This window comes from Curtobacterium uvaldense (assembly GCF_028307415.1).
Classification (GTDB): domain Bacteria; phylum Actinomycetota; class Actinomycetes; order Actinomycetales; family Microbacteriaceae; genus Curtobacterium.
Genome location: NZ_JAQMHU010000004.1, coordinates 19373 through 39509, shown reverse-complemented (window position 1 = coordinate 39509; position 20137 = coordinate 19373). Strand labels below are relative to the sequence as shown.

The following is a 20137-nucleotide window of genomic DNA, read 5'->3' as shown; positions in this document are numbered from 1 at the left end:
TCCGTCATGATCTTGCGACTGCTCCAGTGAAGCGCGTCGAGCGTCTGCACGCGTTGTCGGAGATGCTGCAGCGTGGCGGTGCCCGTGGGTACAGCGCGGATCGACTGGCCCGCGAGTTCGCCGTGTCGACCCGGACGATCAAACGCGACCTCGCCGCGCTGTCGAGCAGCGGCGCAGCGGTCTGGTCCCGACCCGGACCCGGCGGGGGGTACGGGCTGGCCGCGGGATCGACCCTGCCGCCGGTGACGTTGTCGTCGACGCAGGCATCAGCCCTGCTGGCAGCCGTTGCCGCTGCACCGGATGCTCCGTACGCGGATCAAGCAGCGGCGGGCGTCCAGAAGATCCTCGACGTCCTCGACCCGGTCACCCGTGGCCGAGCGGTCGAACTGGCAGGCCGCGTCTGGGTCAACACTGTCCGAGCACCCTCTCGTGCTGTGCGATCGGCACTCGACGAGGCCATGACGGCGCAGCGGGTGGTCCGACTCCGGTACAGGTCCGCAGCCGACGAGATCACCGACCGGGACGTCGAACCCATGCTGTTCGCCTCCACCAACGGACAGTGGTACCTCATCGCCTGGTGCCGGCTCAGGGGCGCGATCCGCTGGTTCGCGATCACGCGCGTGGACCGCGCGAGCGTCACAGCTCAGCCGTGCACTGCCCACTCGCTGGAGGAGATCGGTGTGCCTCCACAGCAGGCTCGACCCGCGCACGGACGCGAGTGGGGGGTGGGCAGCAGGAACTGACCCGCTCGGCGCTGTCCGCCGCCCCCACGCGTCGAGGCGGCGGTCGTCGAGCCGGTCCGCCCTGCCGGATGATGGGTCCGTGAACCGCACCGACCGCCTCTACGGCATCGTGGAGGAGCTCCGGGCCGCCGCACCCCGGCCGCGGAGCGCACGCCGTCTCGCGGAACGGTTCGAGGTGTCCGTGCGGACCGTCGAGCGGGACCTGGCGGCGTTGCAGCAGTCGGGTCTGCCGATCTGGGCCGAGCCCGGCCGCACCGGCGGGTACGTCATCGACGCATCTGCCACGCTCGGCCCCGCCGGCTTCACGCCGGACGAGGCCCTCGCGGTGCTGATCGGCCTCGGCGCCCTCGGCAACAGCCCGTTCCGGCAGGCTGCCCGGACCGCGGCACGCAAGGTGCTCGCGGTCATGCCGGACCGCGACGCGGCTCGCGCCGGTGCCGCTGCGTCCCGGGTGCTCTTCCTGGAGGCCGACGAGGACCCCGTCACGCCGGTCGCCTTCGCGGAGGCGCTGGGTGCGGACCGGGTGGTGCGCCTGCGGTACCGGGCTGCGGACGGCGCGGTCTCGATCCGGGACGTCGAACCGCTGGGATCGATCGAGAAGGACGGGCAGTGGTACCTGGTCGCGTGGTGCCGACTGCGTGACGGTGTTCGCGCGTTCCGCGCCGACCGGATGGTGGCGATCGAGGTCACCGACGAACGACCACCGAGGCGCGTGCTCCGGACCGAGGACCTGGGCATCGAGTACGGGCGACTGCGCCCGGTCGTCGACTGACCGCATCCGCGCCCTCACGACGGGATCCCGCGGACACGGACGGGATCCCGCGAACACCGACAGGACGGTGTCGCGACCTCCGGTGAAGCTGGCCGCCGACCACACCAGCACCAGCACCACCGGAGGACCCCTTGTCGTTCGCATCCATCCGCATCGTCACCGACGACCTCGACGGCCTCGTCGCCTTCTACGAGCGGGTCACCGGCCAGCGCGCCGAACGCCCCGCGCCCGTCTTCGCGCAGTTCACCGGACCCGGCGCGACCCTCGCGATCGCCGGTACCGCCACCGTCGCGATGCTCGGCGGGGCCCTGACGCCAGCCACGAACCGGTCGGTGTTCATCGAGTTCGCGGTCGCCGACGTCGACGTCGCCTTCGCGGGGCTCCGGCTCGGACCGGAGGACGTCGTCCTCGAGCCGACCACGATGCCCTGGGGCAACCGCTCGGCGTTGGTCCGTGATCCCGACGGCAACGTCGTCAACCTGTTCAGCAGACCGGTATCCGACCAAGCCCGGTGACCACGGACGCGAGACGGCCCCGCTGCGTCCGGGAGGGACGTGGCGGGGCCGCGGGAGGAGCCTCCCGTCCGTCAGGTGGGCACCTGACGGACGGGAGGGACCGGGTCAGGAACGGGCGCGTCGACGACGCAGCGTGCGTGCGCCGATCAGGCCGGCACCCGCGACGAGCAGACCGAGTGCCCACGCGATCGGCGAGGTCTCGTCGGCGCCGGTGTAGGCGAGCCGGCCGTGGCCCTTCGGCGCCGACGCGATGCCGTGCTGCACCGCAGCGGGGGTGGTGGTGCCGCCCGGGACGGCCGCGACCGGCGTCGGCGTCACCTGCACGTCGAACGCGGTGCTGAAGTCGGACGCGCTGACCGTCAGGCGGTGCACCGAGGCGTGCGGGAAGGTGACCCCGACGAAGCCCGAGTCACCGAGCAGGGAGTCCTGTTCCACGACGTCGGACGCGACGTTCGAGCGGACGTCGATGGTGGTCACGCCGAGGTCGTCCTCCTCGTCCTCGACCGCGTTGCCGAACTCGTCGACCAGGGTGCCGGACAGCAGCAGCGTGCCGCCCTGCGGGACGGTCGGGGTGCCGCCGGGGACCTCGTCGATGAACTCCGACCCGCCGAAGGGCGTCTGCTCCCAGTCGGTGTGCTCGGTGACGACCGACCCGTCGGCCTTGATGATCCAGGACCGGAGCGAGCCGGACTTCTTCGTCGCCTCGTCGTCGAACCAGCCGACCGGGAAGCCGGCCTTCGCGTAGTCGATGAAGTCGGCGCGGTCGACCGCGGTCGCCTCGAGCCCGACCGGTGCGGCGGCCTGCACGTCGAGCTCGACGGTCTGCGTCACGGTCTCGGTCCCGCTCGTCGCGGTGACGGCGAAGTCCCAGTACGAGGCATCGACGGTCGTCCCGCTGAGCACGCCGGTCGCCGGGTCGAACGAGATCCCCTCGGGCAGCTGGTCGGCCGGGGTCCAGCCGTCCGCGTCCTCGCCGTCCTCGGAGTTGTAGTAGTCGAGGGCCAGCACGGGCTTCGGCGAACCGATCGCGCGGAAGGTGTACGAGAACGCCTCGCCCGCGGTCGCGGTGAGGGTCAGGTCGCCCTCGGTCGTGATGCCGTCGGTGACCGGCTCGCCGTCCTCGTCGACGAAGACCGGGGCCTGCGTGATCGGGTCGGTCTGGGCCGACTCGGACTCGACGGCGATCCCGCCCTGCGTGTTCGTGACGGTGACCATGACGACCTTGCCGGCGTCGGTGGGCTTCACCACGTAGCTCTGGCCCTGGCTGACGGACGTGCCGTCGACGGTCCACGAGTAGCTGAGGTTCGTCGGGGCGGTGAAGCCCGAGGGCTCGGCCGTGAGCTTCGACCCGACCGCGGCGACGCCGTCGATCGTCACGGTGCCGGCGGCCGCGGGGCGGTCGGCGGTCGTCGAGGAGCCGGTCGGCTCGTCGCCCTCGGACGGGGTCGGCGCGACGGTGGCGGGGGTTTCGGTGGCGGGGGCGTCGGTCGTCGGAGCAGCCGTCGACGGTGCTTCGGTGGCGGGGGCGTCCGAGGTCGGGGTCCCCGTCGCGGGTGCCTCCGTGCCCGGCGTGTCGGTACTCGGGCTGTCGGTGCTCGGGGCGACCGTCGACGTGGTCCCGCCGTCCGCGACGGCGGTGCTCGTCGTCGGCTCGACGGCGGAGGCCGACGTCGCGGTCATGATGCCGAGGCCGGTCGTGAGGCCGACGAGGGCGATGGTCGTGCCGACGGCGCAGGCGCGTCGGGCGGTGGAGGTGCTACGGCGCACGGGTTCCCCCAGGGGTCAGGTGACAGAACGGGAATCTGTCGGTTCGCGCAGAGTAGGAGGATCCTGGGCGCGCGGCTGGTCCCCCGCCCGAGGGGCAGACGGGAAAGTCCCGGTCAGCACCGGTCGTTCCACCGTGGGCTGAACGGGGGCTCAGGCAAGATCCGCCGCGCGGATGACCCGGGTGGCCGGGTGGCGACGCGGGAACCGGCGCATCCGCACACCTCGGGACGACCTACCCTGGACGGATGCTCTCCCGCCGTGACGCCGCGATCCGGCTCGACATCCCCCTCGAGATGGCCGCTCGCCACGGCATCCCGTCGCACATCGGCGAGGCCGAGCTCGAGCGCATCGAGCAGGACCCGCCCGCCTGGCTGGTGCAGTCCCGGGGCAACCGCACGGGGACGAAGAAGGTCTGGACGCACCTGGAGTGCGCCGTCTGCGGGTTCTCCGAGCAGGAGCGGCCGAAGAAGTGGTGGCCGGACTGGACGCTGCTCGTGTGCGACGACCACGACGAGGTGCCGCCGCCCGCGGCCGGGACGACGCGGCACCTCGTGTACGGCGTCGGCAGTCGATTCACCGCCCTGGTCGACGAGCCGTCCTGATCGTGACGAGTCGGGCTGACCGTGACGAGTCGGGCTGATCGCGACGACTCCTCGGTCAGTCGTCGAGCGTGACGGCGTCCCACGCGAACGTCGTCACCCGACCCGTCTCCCAGTCCCGCCGGAGCACGCCGTACGCCACCGACGCCAGCGGTGCTCCGCCCTCGACCGGCCACGACTCCCGGTAGTGCGCCTCCTGCACCCACCCGGCGCGCAGGAACACGCGACGCATCGCGGTGTTGTCCTCGCGCGTCTGCCCCTCGAAGCGCGTCACGTCGGGCATGGTGCGGAACACGTGACCGGTCACCGATCGGAGCGCCGGTACCCCGAGTCCCTGCCCACGGAACGCCGGGGCGAGCCGCAGGTCGAGCAGTGGTGCCGGGTCCTGCAGGTCCTCGAGGACGACCAGCCCGACGCGTCCGAGCCGCTCGTCGTCGAGCCACCACGAGTCGTGCTCGTCGTCGCGGAACGCACCGCGGTCGATCGCGCGCTCCAGGTCGACGCGGGTGGGCTGCGGACGGACGTGGAAGGGGAAGCGGGCCGACGTGTGGAAGGTGACCAGGGCCTCCCGGTCGGCGCCCTGCGGGTCGGTCCTGGTCAGCGTGATCGTCACGCCCCCACGGTACGACCCGGGGGTCACCGTTCGGGTGGGGTCGCGAGCAGGAGCTGTGCGTCCAGCACCGGGTCCGCGACCGCGGTGCGTGCCAGCGCGTCCGCCGCCGTGCGCACGGCTGACCGCTCCTCGGGGGTCATCCGGCGGAGCGCCGCCCGGAACTCGACGGCCCGACGCGCGAGCACGTGCTCGACGAGCGCGAGGGCGTCCTCACCGGCGGTGACCAGGACCTCGCGACCGGAGGTCCTCCGGGTCACCCACCCGTCGCGGACCAGACGGTCGACCATCCGGGTGATGCCGGACGGGAGCAGCCCGAGCTCGACGGCCAGGTCCCCGGCCCGCAGCGGCCCACGGGTGGCCAGGAGGACGAGGATCCGGTACTGCTGCAGCGTCACCTGCTCGAGCGCGGGAGCGAGGGAGCGGAGCACGATGCCGAGCCCGACGATCGACGCGTCCACGACGGACGACTCCGTTCGTGACTGCTGCTCATCGTCGTCGCCCACCGGGCCAGCCTACGGCGACGTGGCCCGGTCGACGCTGCGGTGGTCGGGCCGGAACCCGTGGTCGGTCCCCCACAGCACCGCGTCGACCCGGGTCCGGGCGCCGATCTTGCTGTAGAGCGTGCGGATGTGGGTCTTCACCGTGTTCGGACTGAGGTGCGTCAGTTCGGCGATCTCGTCGTTGCGCTTGCCCTGGGTGATCAGGGCGAGGATCTCGGACTGCCGGTCCGAGATCCCGAGGTCGCGGCCGGGCCAGTCGACACCCGGCCCGCTCGCCACCCGACGGCGCGGCTCGTCCAGAACCCGCTCGCCCGCCGCGACGCGGAGGAGCCCGTCGGCGAGCTGCTCGGCGGTCGAGCTCTTCGCGAAGTAGCCCGTCGCGCCCCGGGACACGGCGGCGTCGATGAGGTCCTGGTCCATCTTCCACGTGAAGACGGCGACGGTCCGGATGCGGGGGTTCGAGGCCAACCGGGTCACGTCCTCGTCGTCGCGCTGCGGCTGGGCGAACGTGTCGTAGAGCGCCACGTCGACGTCCACGGTCACCCGGTGACGGGCGTCGAGCTGCACGACCTCGAGCCGGTCCGAGAACGGGGCGAGCAGGTCGGCGAGACCACGCAGGACGAGTTCGTAGTCGTTGACGAGTGCGACGCGGATGCGCTCGGACATCTGGATCCTCTCAGGACCACCCCTGGGGGTGAGACGGGCGCGATCGTGCCCTGGTTCGGTCGAGATCACCACGCTACGGACGGCGCTGTACCCCATCCGCAGCCGGGCCTGGGAACCGCGACGGTTGCCCAGGAGCAAGTTTTCCTGGTCGGTGGTGTTCCGCCGGCCTTCGAACCCCTGGAAGGACCCCCATGTCGGATGCACTCGCTCCGTGGAACGCGACGCTGACGCTCGCGGAGCACACGCTCATCGTCTACGCACTCTCGGTCGCGGGACTCGCGCTCTTCGCGTTCTTCGTGAAGTCCTGGGTCTCGGTCAACGAGATCACCGGCCGCTACCGCACCGGCGTGTACGCGGGGATGTGCATCACCGGCATCGCGTTCCTGTCCTACGTGCTGCTGGTCATCGAGTTTGCGCTCGGCTACGACCGCAAGGGTGACTCGTGGGTCCCGAACGCGAACGCGATCCTGTCCTGGGCGCCGCGCTACTTCGACTGGACCGTCACCGTCCCGCTGCTGGTGATCGAGCTCATCGCCGTCGCCACCCTCGCCGGTGCCGCCGCCCGTCGACTGCGTGCGGTGGGCATCGCTGCCGCGTTCCTGATGATCAGCACCGGGTTCATCGGCGGCGTCGTCATCGACTCCGGCACGAACACGGGCGCGCTCTGGACCTGGGGCGTCATCTCCGGCGTCTTCATGGTGATCCTGTACGTCCTCGTCGTCTACGTCGTCGTCAAGGGGGGCCGTGACCTCAAGGGCACCCCCGCCGCCGCGACGCTGCGGAATGCCGGCATCCTGCTGATCATCACGTGGATGGCGTACCCGATCATCTTCGGCCTGCAGGGCTGGGGGCACGGGGGCGCGGTCATCACCTGGATGCAGATCATCCTGTCCGCGGCCGACATCGTCGCGAAGGTCGGCTTCGGCTCGATGATCCACAAGATCGCCAAGCTCCGCTCCGCCGAGGACGTCCGCACCGGCGTCGACACCCTCCCCGAGGCGCTCTGGATCTCGTCCGAGAAGCTCTCCGACGGCACGCTCCCGAACACCGCCACGGCGCACCACTCGCAGCACGCCGCCGCCCCCGGTGCGCAGCGTGCTCGTCGCTGACCCGACGGTCGCGACCAGCCAGGGGGTCGGAGCGCACGGCGTTCCGGCCCCCGGCCTCGTCCGTCCGGCCCTGCCCGGCACCGTCGACGTCGCGATCGTCGGAGCCGGCTGCTCCGGCCTGGCCACCGCGATCCGGCTCGCCGAGGCCGAGGCCGAGGCCGCGACCGGTGCCGGTGCCGGTGCCGGTGCCGGTGTCGGTGCTGGTGCTGGTGCCGAGGCCGGTTCCGCGGGCGCACCGACCGTCCTCGTGCTCGAGGGGCGCTCGACGCCCGACCCGCGCTCGTGGTGCTCGTGGGACGACGGCAGCGATCCCCTGCCGGAGGCGCGGTCGGCGAGCTGGGACCGGTGGGAGGTCCGCACGGACCACGGAACGAGCACCGGGACCGACCCCGCACACCCCTACGTGCTCGTCCGGGCCGCCGATCGTCGGGAGGCAGCCGAGCGACGGATCGCCGCGGGTGGCGACGACACCGCCGGGACCGTCCGCGTCGTCGGCGGTGCCCCCGTCTCGACGGTCGTGCGCACCGACGACGGGTGCGTCGTGACCTCCCGACTCGGGACGGTGCGCGCACGGCAGGTGCTCGACGCCCGTGGACCCCGGTGCCCGGACCACGTCGGAGCAGGCCGCGTGCTCCTGCACCAGCGGTTCGTCGGACACTGGGTCACCGCCGACCGACCCGTGTTCGACACGTCGACCGCGACGCTCATGGACTTCACCGGACAGGACGCCGCCGGACCCGTCCGGTTCGTCTACGTCCTGCCGGTCTCCCCCACCGAGGCGCTCGTCGAGAGCACGGTCTTCACCCCGGACGCCGCCGACCCGTTCGACCACGAGGGCCACGTCGCCGGCTACGTCGGGCGACGGTGGGGGCTCCGTCCGGACGAGTGGCGCGTGGTCGACGAGGAACGCGGGTGCATCCCCATGACCGACGCACCGGCACGGCCCGACGCCCGGTGGTCGGCAGCGACCGCCGTCGTGGGGACGACCCGTCCGAGCAGCGGCTACGGGTTCGCCCGGAGCAACCGGCACAGCGCCCTCGTCGCGCAGCACCTCGCCGCCGGGACCGCGGTGCCGCCGTTCGTCGACGGGTGGCGGACGCGCTTCCTCGACGCGGTGTTCCTGCGGTTCCTGCGGGACCGGCCGGAGCAGGCAGCGGAGGCGTTCCGGCGGCTCTTCGCGCTGCCCGGTCCCCTCGTCGTCCGGTTCCTGTCGGAGCGGTCGGGCCCGATCGACGAGCTGCGCATCGTCCTGGCGCTGCAGAAGCGCCCGTTCCTGGCGGCACTGGCGCGGACCGTCCGTGACGCGGTCGTCCGCAGCCGGACGGACCGGGACACGGTCGCCCAGACCCAGACCCAGACCCAGACCCAGACCCAGACCCGGACCCGGACCCGGACCCGGACTCGGACGGACCGGGACACGGCCGTCCGGTCCGGGGGCCGACCGTGACCGCGGTGCCGGCGGGCGTCCTGCCCGACCGCGGGCTCGCGGCGCCGCCCGCCCTCCGCACCTGGGTCGCCGACCGCGTGCTCGCGCCGGTGACCGCGGTGCTCGCGCTCGTCGCACTCGCCTGCGCCGTCACGACGCTCAGCGGCGCTGCCGTCCCCGTGGCGGTGCAGCTCGTGCCCTTCGCGGTGAGCGTGCTGGTCTTCGGGCTCCCCCACGGCGCCCTCGACCACCTGGTCCCCGCGCGCCTGCGTCCGGGGACGAGCACCGCGCGGTCGGTCGTCACGGTCGTGGCGCTCTACCTCGTCGTCGGCGCGGCGACGGTCGCGCTCTGGACCACCGCACCGCTGCTCGGCTTCGCGGTGTTCGTCGGGATCACCTGGTTCCACTGGGGGCAGGGCGACCTGTTCGTCGACCGGCTCCTCGGCGACGGCGTGCCGGGCGCGCTCGGGTCCAGCCTGACCGTGGCGGTGCGCGGAGCCCTGCCGATGACCGTGCCGTTCGTCGCGCAGCCGGGTGCCGCCGCGCACGTGGTCGTCGAGTCGGCGGCGGTGGTCGACGGCGGGCTCGACGGCGCCGTGCTCGTGGTGCCCGGCGCGGTCCGGCTCGCCGGCGCCGTCCTGGTCGCCGCGCTCGTCGTGCTGCACGTCGTGGTCGTCGCCCGTGCCGGCGGACCGCGCTGGCGGCAGGTCTCCGAGGACCTCGTGCTCGTCGCGTTCTTCGCCGTCGTGCCGCCGGTGCTCGCGGTCGGCCTCTACTTCACGCTGTGGCACGCGGTCCGGCACATCCTGCGACTCGAGCTGACCGAGCCGACGAGCGCGGGACAGCTGCACCGCGGCCGGCTGCTCGCGCCGTTCCTCCGCTTCGCCCGCCAGGCGTGGCCGATCACCGCGATCGCGGTGGCGATGCTCGTGGCACTCGCCGCCGTGGTCCGCCGAGCCGACCTCGGCGTCTACCTGGTCCTCATCGCGGCGCTCACCACCCCGCACACCGTCGTCGTCACGTGGATGGACCACGTGCAGCGCACCTGGTCCCGACGCACACCGGACCACGTGGCGCACCCCCGTGCCGAGCGCTCGACCGATCGCCCGGCACCAGCACCCCGAACGAAGGACACCCCGTGACCACCACACCCGCTCCCCGCCCGTCCGGCCTGCGCACGGGCGCGGTGTTCGCCGGTCGCATCCTCGTCATCGCGGCGGCCGTCGGCCTGGTCGGGTGGATCGCCTTCACCCTGTCGAACGTCGTGGTGCCCCTGCTCATCGGGCTGGTCGTCGCCGCGCTGCTCGTGCCCTTCAGTGCCCTGCTGCAGCGTCACGGTGTCCCGGGGTGGCTCGCGATCGTCCTCGCGCTGCTGTCGCTCGTCGTCGGGATCGCCCTGCTCGTCTTCCTGGTCGTCTGGCGCGTCAGCGAGCAGCTCCCGAGCCTCGAGGACCGCACGGTGGCGCTCATCGGTACCGTGCAGGACCTGCTGCGGCACCCGCCGTTCGGCCTGCCGTCGGTCGACCTCGACACGCTCTCGACGGACGCCAGGACCTTCGTCGAGCAGCACGCCGCCGAACTGCAGCAGGGCGTCGTCGTCGCGGGCGCCACCCTCGTGCACCTCGGCGAAGGGCTCTTCATCGTGACCTTCGTGACGATCTTCGCGCTCACCGGCGGACGGAGGATGTGGGAGTGGGTCGTCTCGCTCTTCCCCCGGGCCGCGCAGCACCGGATCGGCGTCGCCGGCGAGGCCGGGTGGACGACCCTGACGCACTTCATCCGCGTGCAGGTCGTCATCGCGGCGACGGACGCGATCGGCATCGCACTCGGCGCGTTCCTGCTCGGGGTGCCGCTCGCCGGGCCGATCGGTGTCGTGGTGTTCGTCGGGGCGTTCATCCCGGTCGTCGGGGCCTTCGCCGCCGGGGCCGTCGCGGTGCTCCTCGCACTGCTGTTCAAGGGCTGGGTGGTCGCCCTGGTCATGCTCGGGGTCGTCGTGCTCGTGCAGCAGCTCGAGGGCCAGGTGCTGCACCCGTTCCTGACCGGGTCCGTCGTCGCCGTGCACCCGCTCGCGGTGCTGCTGGCGGTGATCGCCGGCACGACGATCGGCGGGATCGCCGGCGGGTTCTTCGCCGTACCGCTCGCCGCGACCGCGAACTCGATGATCCGGGCGGCCCGGCAGGACGACCCCGACGTCGAGATCGCCCTGCCGATCCCGCAGAGCGCCGAGCCCACCGCCTGACGCAGCCGCAGGGTCAGCGCCGGCCGACCACCGCGGCCCGGACGGTCAGCGCCCGCTGACCACCGCGTCCCGTCGCATCCGGACGAGGCTCGCCCCCGTCGCGCCCGCCATCGCGACGAGGATCACCACGAGGGACACCCAGGTCGGGATCTCCGGCGCCCACGAGAACCCCTCGCCCCCGTTGAGGAACGGCAGCTCGTTCTCGTGCAGGGCGTGCAGCACGAGCTTCACGCCGATGAACGCCAGGATGAGCGCGATCCCGTACTTCAGGTAGACCAGGCGCTCGAGCAGCCCGCCGAGCAGGAAGTACAGCTGCCGCAGACCCATCAGGGCGAACACGTTCGCGGTGAAGACGATGAAGGCGCTCTCGGTGATGCCGAAGATCGCCGGGATCGAGTCGAGCGCGAACAGCAGGTCCGTCGTGCCGATCGCGATGAGCACGATGAGCAGCGGTGTGAAGTGCTTCGCCCCGTCCTGGGAGACGCGGAACTTCATGCCGTCGAACTCGTCCGTGATGCGCACCCGACGGCGCAGCAGGCGGACGAGGGCGCTGTCCTGCTGCTCCTCGTCGTCGTCCTCACGGAGCTGCTGGATCGCGGTCCAGATGAGCCACGCGCCGAACAGGTAGAAGATCCAGGTGAAGTCCTCGATGAGTTGCGCGCCGACCAGGATGAACACCCCGCGCAGGACCAGGGCGATGATGATGCCGAGCATCAGCACCTCCTGCTGGATCGCCTTCGGCACGCTGAACCGCGCCATGATGATGACGAAGACGAACAGGTTGTCGATGCTCAGGCTGTACTCGGTCAGCCAGCCGGCGACGAACTGCCCCGCGGCGTCCCCGCCGGCGAAGACGAGCATGAGCACCGCGAAGACGAGCGCGAGCCCCACGTAGACACCGACCCACGCGCCCGATTCGCGCAGGCTCGGGACGTGCGGTCGGCGGGCGACGATGAGCAGGTCGACGAGCAGGATCGCGACGAGCGCGATGATGGAGCCGACCTCGAAGACGACGGGGAGCTGGGGCATCGTTCCAGTCTGGGGCATGCGGACGGGAGGCGCGCGGCGGGCCCGCGCCGTGCCTCCCGTCCGTCGCGTCCCGGTTCAGTCCCCGCGGACGCCGATCGCGTCGGCCGCCTGCTCGTACAGGCTGGTTGCCAGGGAGTTCAGCACCTCGTGGAGCTCGCCGCCGTGCGCGCCGTCGACGGCGCGCAGCATCGCGCCGTAGCGCGCGCGGTAGTCGTCGACGACGGCGTCGCCAGCCGGGAGCAGGCGCAGCAGGGACCCCCGTCGGTCCGCGGGGTTGGGTGCGCGCTCGATCAGCCCGGCGGCCGTCATGCGGTCGATCATGTTCGTCACCGCACCCGAGGTCAGCCCGAGGTAGCCGGCGACCTCGGTGGGGGTCGAGTACCCGGTGTCGCTGACGAGCACGAGCGCGCGCAGGGCGTTCTCGTGGATGCCGGCTCGCGTGCTGAGCTGGCCGACCAGGCTCGTGTTCGCGCGGACGACCGCGGCGAACGCCGCCATCAGGTCGGCGTCGTCGGTGGAGGGGGCCACGGGACCTGCTTCCGTCGAAGGGGGGACACGGGGCGTCCCCCGCTCTGGGGTAAGTATACGAGTGGTCAAATTGGTGAACAACTGACTATCTTGATCATTGAAGCAAGTGAGCCCGAACCACTTGCTCCGACTGCCCGCACCACCACCGAACGATGAGGTACACCGTGTCCACCAAGCTCCGCACCTCCGCGATGAAGCGGATCCGTTTCGCCCCCGTGGCACTCCTCGCCGGCATCTTCGCCGCCGTCCTGCTGTCGCTCTCGCTCACCGGCACCCTCTCCGGGTTCGCCGCGAGCATCACCAACTCGAGCAACACCGCCGCGACCGGCACGCTGGTCATGCAGGAGCAGAACGCCGGCGCGACCGTCACCTGCCTCAGCACCGACGGTGGTTCGGTCTCCACGAACGCGGCGACCTGCTCCACCATCAACAAGTTCGGTGGCAGCACGACGATGACGCCCGGCAACACCGTCAACACCGCGATCTCGATCAAGAACACCGGTACCGCGAACGCCGCGACCTTCACGCTGACCCCGGGTGCGACCTGCACGCAGTCGGCCAACGGCACGCAGAACGGCACCGCGACCGACCTCTGCGCGAAGATGAACCTCGTCATCACCTCGGGCTCGACCACCGTCTTCAGCGGCACCCTCGCCAGCTTCAAGGGTGCGCCGGCCTCGTCCTTCACGATGCCCCAGGCCCCCGCCGCCGGCGCCACCGTGCCGTTCAACTTCGCGGTAACCCTCGACCCGTCGGCCGGCAACACGTACCAGGGCCTCGCAGCGTCCGTCCCGATGACCTGGACCTTCACCGCCTGACCCGCAGGGAGCGAGCCGGCGTGACGCCCTGATCCCGTCCCGCCGGCACGGTACCCCCCCGCTCCCAGACCGAACTCCACAGACCGACGCCCCCCGACCGGCCTCCCCCCTTCCGGCCGGGTGACGTCACCCCCGGCGCAGTCCGACCGTCATCCCCCCGTCCGGTCGGACGCGTCCACCCCGGCGGCGCTCGGACGTCCCCCCACGCCCGAGCGCCGCCCCCCTTCCCCACGCACTCCCCGCACCCGCACCACCCGCCGTCCCTCCGGGGCGGCCGACCCCACCGGAGCAGCAGATGAGCCAGACCGCAGCGATCCCGCTCAGCGGCACGCTCGACCGTCCGGTCCTGCGCGGCCGTGCCGTCAGCCGCTCCGAGACCGTCCTCGCCTGGACGGTCGCCGCGGTCGCCGCCGTGCTGCTGACCGCCGCGGTGCTGTTCCTGTCCGCCGGTGGTCGCTGGTTCGTCGTCGAGACGCCCTCGATGGGCGTGGCCGCCCCGGTCGGCACCCTCGTGCTCGACATGCCGGTCGACGTGGACACGCTCGCGGTCGGCGACGTCGTCTCGTTCGCGACCGATGCGAACCCCGGCGTCGTCTACACGCACCGCATCATCGGCATCGACGCGCAGGGCCTGCACACCCGCGGGGACATCAACGGTGCCACCGACCCGTGGACGCTCACGCAGCACGACGTCATCGGCGCACCGGTGCTCCTCGTGCCCCACCTCGGCTGGCTGTTCCGCGCCGCACCGATCCTGCTCGTCGGCACCCTGCTGATCTGGACGCTCACCAGCGCCTTCACCGACCGCGTGACCCGCACCTGCCTGCGCATCGCCGGTGGTGCCCTCACGACCTCGTACGCAGCCTTCGTCCTCAAGCCGTTCGTGAACGTGACCACGATCACGAACACCTCGAGCCCCGAGGGGGTCGAGGCGACCATCGTCTCCTCCGGGATGTTCCCCGTCCGCGTCGAGGCCCACGGCGGCACCACCGTGCACCTGGTCGACGGCCAGGTCGGACGCGTCGTCATCCACGAGCTCACGGAGAACGGGCACTACCAGCTGACCTCGAACATCCACCTCGACCCGGTCGGCTGGGCCGCGCTCGTCCTGGTGTGCCTCGTGCCGCTCGTGCTCTGCCTGGCCGTCGGCCGTGTCGAACCGGTGCGTGCCTCGTGAGGGCCGGTCGCCTCCGCGACGGTCGGGTCGTCGCCGCCCTGCTCGTCGTCGCCCTCGCCGTGGTCGTGCTGCTCAACCAGTTCGCGCCCACCCGTTCCGCCTACAGCGCGACCGTCGCGAACACCGGCAACACCGCGGCCACCGCGCCCTACTTCACCTGCGCCGCTGCCGCCCGCGCCGACGCGGCGGGCGCCCTGTTCGCGTACGACCTCGACGAGACCTCCGGGTCGCGGACCGCGGCGGACTCGTCGGGCAAGGGCAACGCGGGCACCTACCAGGGCACCATGACCGCGACCGCGAACCCCGGGGCCTGCACCCGCGACGGCGGCTCGGCCTACACGCTGAACGGCACGAACAGCTTCGTCTCGACGCCGCGGGCCTACGCGAACCCGACGACCTTCAGCGAGGAGGTCTGGTTCCGCACCACGGTGGCCGGTGGACTGCTCATCGGCTTCGGCAGCAACCAGGTCGCCACCTCGGGGCAGCACGACCGGCAGATCTACGTGAACACCGCCGGGCAGCTCGTGTTCGGGTCGTACAACGGGACGACCCAGGTGATCACCTCGCCGAAGGCCGTCACCGACGGTGCGTGGCACCACGTCGTGTCGACGATGTCGCCGACGAACGGCATGCGCCTGTACCTGGACGGCACGCTCGTCGCGTCGAACACCGCGTTCAAGGCCCCGGAGAACTACACCGGGTACTTCCGCATCGGGTACGACACCATCAGCGGGTGGCCGGGTGCGCCGTCCAGGGAGTACTTCACCGGGTCGATGCGGTACGCCGCCGTCTACTCGACCGAACTGTCCGCGACGCAGGTCGCGAACCACTACGCGGCCGGTCGCTGACGCTCCAGGACGACGGACGGGAGGCGCGTGGCGAGGCCGCCGCGCGCCCCCCGTCCGCCTCCTCGACCGACCGGCTGCGTTCGCCGATCGGACAGCGTGTCCCTCGGACACCCGGGTCGTTCCGGGGTCTCCGGCGTAGCCAGGACCCTCACCGTCCGACCACGGGAGGAACCCACATGACCAAGGACGCGAACGCCGCCACGCAGGAGAAGCTCGGCGGGATCCTCGAGGCCCGCGACTGGGGTCGCATGCACGAGGCCTGGCACGAGGACGTCGTCGACCACGACCCCGCACCCGGGCAGGCGCCCGGCCTCGCCGGCATCGTCGACTTCTGGACGGAGTTCACGACGGCGTTCCCCGACGTGACGCTCGAGGCCGACCCGCTGATCGTCACCGACGACTTCGTCACCGCGGTGTTCACGATCCACGGCACGCACACGGGTCCGTTCCAGGGGCACGAGCCGACCGGACGCTCGTTCACCGTCCGTGGCATCCAGGTGTCGAAGTTCGTCGACGGCAAGATCGCGGAGCGCTGGGGCTCGACGGACCAGCAGGGCATCGAGGAGCAGCTGCAGCTCGGCTCGTCCGACGTGCAGTTCGTCAGCAAGGGCTGACCGGGCCGCTCTGCCGGACGCCCCGGGTACGCTCGGGGCGTCCGGTACCAGCCGGGTCCGCCCTCGTCGAAAGGCACCCGTGCGTCTCCGAGCCCTCCTCGCCACTGTCCTCGTCGCAGCGCTCGCGCCCGTCCTGTTCGTCGCCGGGCCGGCATCGGCCCACGACGTGCTGGTCGCGTCCGACCCGGTGGCCGACGCGACGGTCGCGGGTGACCTGGACCGCATCACCCTGACCCTCTCCGAACCGCCGCTCAGCGGCCTGCAGACCGGCATCGTGATCAGCGTCACCGACGCCCAGGACGCCGAGCACACGTCCGGCGAGGTCACGGTCGAGGGCAACACCATCGGCAAGGACCTCGACATCTCCGCAGCGGGGTCGTACTCGGTGCGGTGGCGGAGCGTCTCCGTCGACGGGCACCCGATCTCCGGCGAGTACCGGTTCGCGTCGAGCGGCCCGGCAGCGCTCGACTCCTCGACGACCTCGGGCATCGCGGAGACGCCGACCCCGACCGCTGCTGCGTCCTCCGCAGCGCCGACCGCGACCGCGACGGCGGACGCCGCGTCCGGCACCTCCGACGAGGTGTCGGCCACCCAGGCGGCCGCCGCCCCGGTCGACCACCGACACCACACGATCCTGCTGCTGATCGTCGCGCTGGTCGTCGTCGTGTTCGCGGGCGTCGTCGGCGTCCGCGCCCTGCTGGCCCGTCGGAACGGTGTCCCCGCCGCGGGACCGGACGTCGAGGACGACACCGCCGGGCACGACTCGGGCGAGCACGGCACGGTCGGGCACGGCACGGACGAGGACGGCACACGGCGGTGACCCGGGCGGCGCAGGTCCCGCCGGCCGACGCTGCCCGCGCGGCGCTCGCCGCCGCCGCCGGCCCCGGAGCCGCCCCGCTCGTGCCCGCGATGCCGAGCACGCCGGACCCCCGGGCGGCGGCCGTGCTCATGCTCTTCGGAGTGCTCGACCGCACCCCGAGCACGCGCCCAGCCGTCGCCGATGCCGTGCACCGTGACCTCGACGTCCTGCTGCTCGCCCGCGCCTCGACCCTCCGCTCGCACCCGGGCGAGATCGCGTTCCCCGGCGGGCGCATCGACCCGGACGACGTCGACGCGCCCGCTGCGGCCCTGCGGGAGGCCCGCGAGGAGACCGGGCTCGACCCGTCCGGTGTCGAGGTCCTCGGCACCCTGCCCGCCGTACCGCTCGCGCACTCGAACCACCTGGTGCGGCCCGTGCTCGGGTGGTGGCGCGAACCCACTCCCGTGCGGGTCGTCGACGAGCGGGAGTCCGCCGCCGTCTTCCGGACGCCCGTGGCCGACCTGCTCGACCCGGCGAACCGCGGGGTGACCGTCCTCCGTCGCGGCGGCCGGGAGTGGCGGGGGCCGGCCTTCACGGTACGGTCGGACCAGGGCGTGCACACGCTCTGGGGGTTCACGGCGATGCTGCTCGACGCGCTCTTCGACCGGCTCGGCTGGACGGAGCCCTGGGACGCGGGGCACGAGCTCCCGCTCCCTGCGCACCGAAGGACCTGACCCCTGTTCTCCACCCTGCTCGTCGAGGTGCCGTGGCTCGCCTCCGGCGTCCTCGTCCCGGTCGTGTTCCTGGCCGGGCTGCGCACCGGCCGGCCGCTGCTGATGGCGGCTGCCGGCATCGGCCTGTCCGCCGGCATCGAGGCGGTGCAGGCGTTCGTGCTCGGCATCGGCCGGGCCTGCGACACGAGCGACCTGGTCACGAACGGCATCGGTGCGGTGATCGGCGGCCTGCTCGCGGCAGCGGCGCTCGGGCTCGTGCGACGCCGGGCCGCGCGACGTCGCTGACCGGACGTCGTAGGGTCTGAGCATGACCGTCGTCGCCCTGGTGCTCGCCGCCCTCGCCGCGCTCCTGCACGTCTACATCTTCGTGCTCGAGTCCGTCCTCTGGACCACCCCGCGTGCGCGGAACACCTTCGGCACCTCGGAGCAGGAGGCCGCCGCCACACGCTCGCTCGCGTTCAACCAGGGCTTCTACAACCTGTTCCTCGCCGTGCTCGTCCTGGTCGGCATCGTCGTCGTCGCCTCCGGCGGCACCGCCGTCGGTCTGACGCTCGTCGTCGCCGGCACCGGGAGCATGCTCGCCGCCGCGCTGGTGCTGTTCACGAGCGACGCGACGAAGCGCCGTGCCGCCACCACGCAGGGCGCGCTGCCGCTCCTCGCGCTGCTCCTGCTCGGGATCGCCGCGCTGGTCTGACCGAGCGGTCGCGGCGCTGGTCTAGAGCAGCTCGGCGAGCAGGGCCTCGACCCGGCGGCGGACCTCGTCGCGCACCGGGCGCACCTGGTCGATCGGCAGGCCGGCCGGGTCGGTGAGCGCCCAGTCCTCGTAGCGCTTGCCCGGGAAGACCGGGCACGCGTCCCCACAGCCCATCGTCACGACGACGTCCGCCTGGCGCACCGCGTCTGTGGTCAGGACGGCGGGCTGCTCCCCCGCGATGTCGATGCCCTCCTCGGCCATCGCCTGCACCGCGACGGCGTTGATGCGGTCGGCGGGATCCGACCCGGCGGAGAAGACGTCGACACGGTCGCCGCCGAGGTGTCGGAGCCACCCGGCTGCCATCTGCGAGCGGCCGGCGTTGTGGACGCAGACGAACAGGACGGCGGGCTTCTGGTCGGGCACGGTGACTCCGGGGGTCGGTCGGGACGGGGTGGGGTCATCCTGCCGCACCGAGGTGAACGAACGGGCCCGGCTGCGGACGGGAGGCCCGTGGCGGGCCCGCACCGTGCCTCCCGTCCGTCCCGTGGCGCGTCCAGATCGTGACCCACCCGAGCGGGTCGGTGCGGTAGCGTCCGCGGGGTGATCGTGTGGATCAACGGCACCCACGGAGCCGGCAAGACGACGACGGCCCGCCTGCTGCAGCCGATGCTGCCCGACGCCCACGTGCTCGACCCGGAGAAGATCGGCGAGGTCCTGATGGACGTCCGACCGGCGCTGCCCGACCACGGGGACTTCCAGCACTGGGCCCCGTGGCGCCCCCTCGTCGTCGAGACCGCGCGACGGGTGCTCGGCCAGGTCGGCGGCACCCTCGTCATGCCGCAGACCGTGCTGGTCGAGGCCTACTGGCAGGAGATCGCCGACGGGTTCGCGCAGCACGGGATCCCGGTGCGGCACGTCGTCCTGCACGCCGACCAGGACACCCTGCGCCGACGGATCGAGGACGACGCCGTCGTCGGCTACTCGACCTTCCGGATGAGCCGCCTCGCCCCGTACGCCGAGGCGGCGGACGGCTGGCTGCACGAGGCCGCCGAGGTCGTGTCGACCGTCGGACGCACGCCCGAGCAGGTCGCCCGCGCCATCGCGGACGGTCAGCCCACGGCGGTCCCGGCGAGCCCGACCGCCGCGGGCTGACAGCGGGGACACCACCAGACGCGTCGGGGCGCGGAGCCGACCACCTCGACGTCGTCGCGGGCGCGCACCCGCGTGCCGCAGCGCAGGCACGGTCGCCCGGCCCGCCCGACGACCCAGTGGCGCTCCCCACGACGGAGCACCCCCGTCGTCACCTGGTAGGCGTCGGGTGTCGTCGCCGAGTGGCGGAGCATCCGCTGCGCGGTGTCGAGCAGGGTCCCGACGTCGACCGTGCCGATCGGCCGGTCCGGGTGCAGCCCGCGGACGAAGCCGAGCTCGTTCGCCCAGAGGTTGCCGAGCCCGGCCACACGCCGCTGGTCGAGCAGGACCGTGCGCACGGGCAGGTCCGGGTCCGCCGTGCAGCGTCGGACGGCCTCGTCGCGGTCGAAGTCCTCGTGGAGCAGGTCCGGTCCGAGGTGTCCGACCGCCAGGTGCTCGTCGCGGGTGGGGAGCAGCTCGACCACGGGCAGCGCGATCCCCCACACCGTCCGTCCGTCGTCGAGGGCCATGCGCACCCGGGCGTCCTGCGCGGCGCGGACCGGCAGCCGCTTCCCCGCACCCGTCGTGGTCCACGAACCGGTCATCCGCATGTGCGTGTGCAGCGTGCTGCCGTCGTCGAACCGGGTCAGCAGGTGCTTGCCGTGCGTGGCGTGCTCGACGATGCGTCGACCGCCGAGCGGGGTGCCGGCGTCGGCGCCGCCGCGGAGCTCGCCGCGGGTGACCAGGGCCCCGTCGACGGCACGGAGTCGAGCTGCCAGGCGGTGGACGGAGTCACCCTCGGGCATGCCCTCACGGTAG

The 20137-nt window shown here is 72.6% G+C and carries 25 protein-coding genes; 17 read left to right on the top strand and 8 right to left on the bottom strand.

The window, feature by feature from the left end; all coding sequences use genetic code 11:
* Positions 1 to 26: 26 nt before the first annotated feature.
* From PIJ49_RS03675 to PIJ49_RS03665, 3 genes are all read left to right on the top strand, one after another.
* Positions 27 to 743 carry a helix-turn-helix transcriptional regulator gene (locus PIJ49_RS03675; protein WP_271825876.1) on the top strand — a complete coding sequence of 239 codons (717 nt, stop codon included), beginning with the start codon at positions 27 to 29 and terminating at the stop codon, positions 741 to 743.
* Between the two features lie 79 nt (positions 744 to 822).
* The gene (locus tag PIJ49_RS03670) at positions 823 to 1515 is read left to right on the top strand and encodes a helix-turn-helix transcriptional regulator (protein WP_271825874.1); all 693 of its coding nucleotides are present in this window, start codon (positions 823 to 825) and stop codon (positions 1513 to 1515) included.
* Positions 1516 to 1646: 131 nt separating this feature from the next.
* Complete coding sequence (locus PIJ49_RS03665; protein ID WP_271825873.1) at positions 1647 to 2030, top strand: VOC family protein; 384 nt, start codon at positions 1647 to 1649, stop codon at positions 2028 to 2030.
* A gap of 105 nt (positions 2031 to 2135) precedes the next feature.
* Here PIJ49_RS03665 and PIJ49_RS03660 read toward each other — a convergent pair whose 3' ends face one another.
* Positions 2136 to 3797, bottom strand: coding sequence for a putative Ig domain-containing protein (locus PIJ49_RS03660; RefSeq protein WP_271825871.1), 1662 nt, complete (start codon positions 3795 to 3797; stop codon positions 2136 to 2138).
* Positions 3798 to 4042: 245 nt separating this feature from the next.
* Between PIJ49_RS03660 and PIJ49_RS03655 the strand changes: the two genes are divergently transcribed.
* Positions 4043 to 4399 carry a hypothetical protein gene (locus tag PIJ49_RS03655; protein ID WP_066657492.1) on the top strand — a complete coding sequence of 119 codons (357 nt, stop codon included), beginning with the start codon at positions 4043 to 4045 and terminating at the stop codon, positions 4397 to 4399.
* A 55-nt stretch (positions 4400 to 4454) separates the two neighbouring features.
* Here the strand turns inward: PIJ49_RS03655 and PIJ49_RS03650 are convergent, their stop codons facing one another.
* Genes PIJ49_RS03650 through PIJ49_RS03640 form a run of 3 tightly spaced genes read right to left on the bottom strand, consistent with a single transcriptional unit; the run spans position 4455 to position 6175 of the window.
* On the bottom strand, positions 4455 to 5009 hold the full coding sequence (locus PIJ49_RS03650; RefSeq protein ID WP_251160769.1) for a GNAT family N-acetyltransferase: 555 nt from the start codon (positions 5007 to 5009) through the stop codon (positions 4455 to 4457).
* Positions 5010 to 5032: 23 nt separating this feature from the next.
* The gene (locus PIJ49_RS03645) at positions 5033 to 5512 is read right to left on the bottom strand and encodes a MarR family transcriptional regulator (RefSeq protein WP_271825868.1); all 480 of its coding nucleotides are present in this window, start codon (positions 5510 to 5512) and stop codon (positions 5033 to 5035) included.
* Between the two features lie 9 nt (positions 5513 to 5521).
* A complete protein-coding gene (locus PIJ49_RS03640; RefSeq protein WP_271825866.1) occupies positions 5522 to 6175 on the bottom strand; it encodes a response regulator transcription factor in 654 nt (217 codons plus the stop codon).
* A 191-nt stretch (positions 6176 to 6366) separates the two neighbouring features.
* On the opposite strand from PIJ49_RS03640, the gene PIJ49_RS03635 reads away from it, so the two are divergent.
* Genes PIJ49_RS03635 through PIJ49_RS03620 form a run of 4 tightly spaced genes read left to right on the top strand, consistent with a single transcriptional unit; the run spans position 6367 to position 10949 of the window.
* Positions 6367 to 7284 (top strand): bacteriorhodopsin, encoded by a 918-nt coding sequence (locus PIJ49_RS03635; protein WP_271825864.1) that lies wholly within the window; start codon positions 6367 to 6369, stop codon positions 7282 to 7284.
* Positions 7271 to 8731, top strand: a complete 1461-nt coding sequence (locus PIJ49_RS03630) for a lycopene cyclase family protein (RefSeq protein WP_271825863.1) — start codon at positions 7271 to 7273, stop codon at positions 8729 to 8731. The genes PIJ49_RS03635 and PIJ49_RS03630 overlap by 14 nt, the downstream gene beginning before the upstream one ends.
* Positions 8728 to 9852, top strand: a complete 1125-nt coding sequence (locus PIJ49_RS03625; RefSeq protein ID WP_271825861.1) for a Brp/Blh family beta-carotene 15,15'-dioxygenase — start codon at positions 8728 to 8730, stop codon at positions 9850 to 9852. The genes PIJ49_RS03630 and PIJ49_RS03625 overlap by 4 nt, the downstream gene beginning before the upstream one ends.
* Positions 9849 to 10949 carry an AI-2E family transporter gene (locus PIJ49_RS03620; protein ID WP_271825860.1) on the top strand — a complete coding sequence of 367 codons (1101 nt, stop codon included), beginning with the start codon at positions 9849 to 9851 and terminating at the stop codon, positions 10947 to 10949. The genes PIJ49_RS03625 and PIJ49_RS03620 overlap by 4 nt, the downstream gene beginning before the upstream one ends.
* Positions 10950 to 10994: 45 nt before the next feature.
* On the opposite strand, the gene PIJ49_RS03615 is transcribed toward PIJ49_RS03620, so the two are convergent.
* Positions 10995 to 11978, bottom strand: a complete 984-nt coding sequence (locus tag PIJ49_RS03615; RefSeq protein WP_058749078.1) for a TerC family protein — start codon at positions 11976 to 11978, stop codon at positions 10995 to 10997.
* Positions 11979 to 12053: 75 nt separating this feature from the next.
* Entirely contained in the window at positions 12054 to 12506 is a 453-nt protein-coding gene (locus tag PIJ49_RS03610) for a MarR family winged helix-turn-helix transcriptional regulator (protein ID WP_271825857.1), read from the bottom strand.
* A gap of 164 nt (positions 12507 to 12670) precedes the next feature.
* Between PIJ49_RS03610 and PIJ49_RS03605 the strand changes: the two genes are divergently transcribed.
* From PIJ49_RS03605 to PIJ49_RS03570, 8 genes are all read left to right on the top strand, one after another.
* Positions 12671 to 13324: a COG1361 family protein gene (locus tag PIJ49_RS03605; RefSeq protein WP_209684798.1), complete on the top strand. Its 654-nt coding sequence runs from the start codon at positions 12671 to 12673 to the stop codon at positions 13322 to 13324.
* Between the two features lie 295 nt (positions 13325 to 13619).
* Positions 13620 to 14501: a S26 family signal peptidase gene (locus tag PIJ49_RS03600; protein ID WP_066657460.1), complete on the top strand. Its 882-nt coding sequence runs from the start codon at positions 13620 to 13622 to the stop codon at positions 14499 to 14501.
* Positions 14498 to 15349 (top strand): LamG domain-containing protein, encoded by an 852-nt coding sequence (locus PIJ49_RS03595; RefSeq protein ID WP_271825855.1) that lies wholly within the window; start codon positions 14498 to 14500, stop codon positions 15347 to 15349. Before PIJ49_RS03600 ends, PIJ49_RS03595 begins: the two co-directional genes overlap by 4 nt.
* Before the next feature lie 176 nt (positions 15350 to 15525).
* Entirely contained in the window at positions 15526 to 15963 is a 438-nt protein-coding gene (locus PIJ49_RS03590; RefSeq protein ID WP_271825854.1) for an ester cyclase, read from the top strand.
* Between the two features lie 79 nt (positions 15964 to 16042).
* Complete coding sequence (locus PIJ49_RS03585; protein WP_271825852.1) at positions 16043 to 16783, top strand: copper resistance CopC family protein; 741 nt, start codon at positions 16043 to 16045, stop codon at positions 16781 to 16783.
* Entirely contained in the window at positions 16780 to 17496 is a 717-nt protein-coding gene (locus tag PIJ49_RS03580) for an NUDIX hydrolase (RefSeq protein ID WP_442874595.1), read from the top strand. The genes PIJ49_RS03585 and PIJ49_RS03580 overlap by 4 nt, the downstream gene beginning before the upstream one ends.
* 27 nt (positions 17497 to 17523) lie before the next feature.
* Complete coding sequence (locus PIJ49_RS03575) at positions 17524 to 17781, top strand: VanZ family protein (protein WP_066657433.1); 258 nt, start codon at positions 17524 to 17526, stop codon at positions 17779 to 17781.
* 22 nt (positions 17782 to 17803) lie between these two features.
* Positions 17804 to 18190 (top strand): DUF1304 domain-containing protein, encoded by a 387-nt coding sequence (locus tag PIJ49_RS03570; protein ID WP_066657431.1) that lies wholly within the window; start codon positions 17804 to 17806, stop codon positions 18188 to 18190.
* A gap of 21 nt (positions 18191 to 18211) precedes the next feature.
* On the opposite strand, the gene PIJ49_RS03565 is transcribed toward PIJ49_RS03570, so the two are convergent.
* Positions 18212 to 18613, bottom strand: coding sequence for an arsenate reductase ArsC (locus tag PIJ49_RS03565; protein WP_271825849.1), 402 nt, complete (start codon positions 18611 to 18613; stop codon positions 18212 to 18214).
* Positions 18614 to 18790: 177 nt separating this feature from the next.
* Between PIJ49_RS03565 and PIJ49_RS03560 the strand changes: the two genes are divergently transcribed.
* Positions 18791 to 19342: an ATP-binding protein gene (locus PIJ49_RS03560; RefSeq protein WP_271825848.1), complete on the top strand. Its 552-nt coding sequence runs from the start codon at positions 18791 to 18793 to the stop codon at positions 19340 to 19342.
* Here PIJ49_RS03560 and PIJ49_RS03555 read toward each other — a convergent pair.
* Positions 19300 to 20124 carry a DNA-formamidopyrimidine glycosylase family protein gene (locus tag PIJ49_RS03555; protein ID WP_271825847.1) on the bottom strand — a complete coding sequence of 275 codons (825 nt, stop codon included), beginning with the start codon at positions 20122 to 20124 and terminating at the stop codon, positions 19300 to 19302. The two genes, PIJ49_RS03560 and PIJ49_RS03555, sit on opposite strands and share 43 nt — an antisense overlap.
* Between the last annotated feature and the right edge of the window lie 13 nt (positions 20125 to 20137).

Coding starts and splice junctions, on each gene's coding strand:
- PIJ49_RS03640 (WP_271825866.1), bottom strand. CDS start 6,175: ATGTCCGAGCGCATCCGCGTCGCACTCGTCAACGACTACGAACTCGTC.
- PIJ49_RS03615 (WP_058749078.1), bottom strand. CDS start 11,978: ATGCCCCAGCTCCCCGTCGTCTTCGAGGTCGGCTCCATCATCGCGCTC.
- PIJ49_RS03590 (WP_271825854.1), top strand. CDS start 15,526: ATGACCAAGGACGCGAACGCCGCCACGCAGGAGAAGCTCGGCGGGATC.
- PIJ49_RS03570 (WP_066657431.1), top strand. CDS start 17,804: ATGACCGTCGTCGCCCTGGTGCTCGCCGCCCTCGCCGCGCTCCTGCAC.
- PIJ49_RS03635 (WP_271825864.1), top strand. CDS start 6,367: ATGTCGGATGCACTCGCTCCGTGGAACGCGACGCTGACGCTCGCGGAG.
- PIJ49_RS03655 (WP_066657492.1), top strand. CDS start 4,043: ATGCTCTCCCGCCGTGACGCCGCGATCCGGCTCGACATCCCCCTCGAG.
- PIJ49_RS03600 (WP_066657460.1), top strand. CDS start 13,620: ATGAGCCAGACCGCAGCGATCCCGCTCAGCGGCACGCTCGACCGTCCG.
- PIJ49_RS03555 (WP_271825847.1), bottom strand. CDS start 20,124: ATGCCCGAGGGTGACTCCGTCCACCGCCTGGCAGCTCGACTCCGTGCC.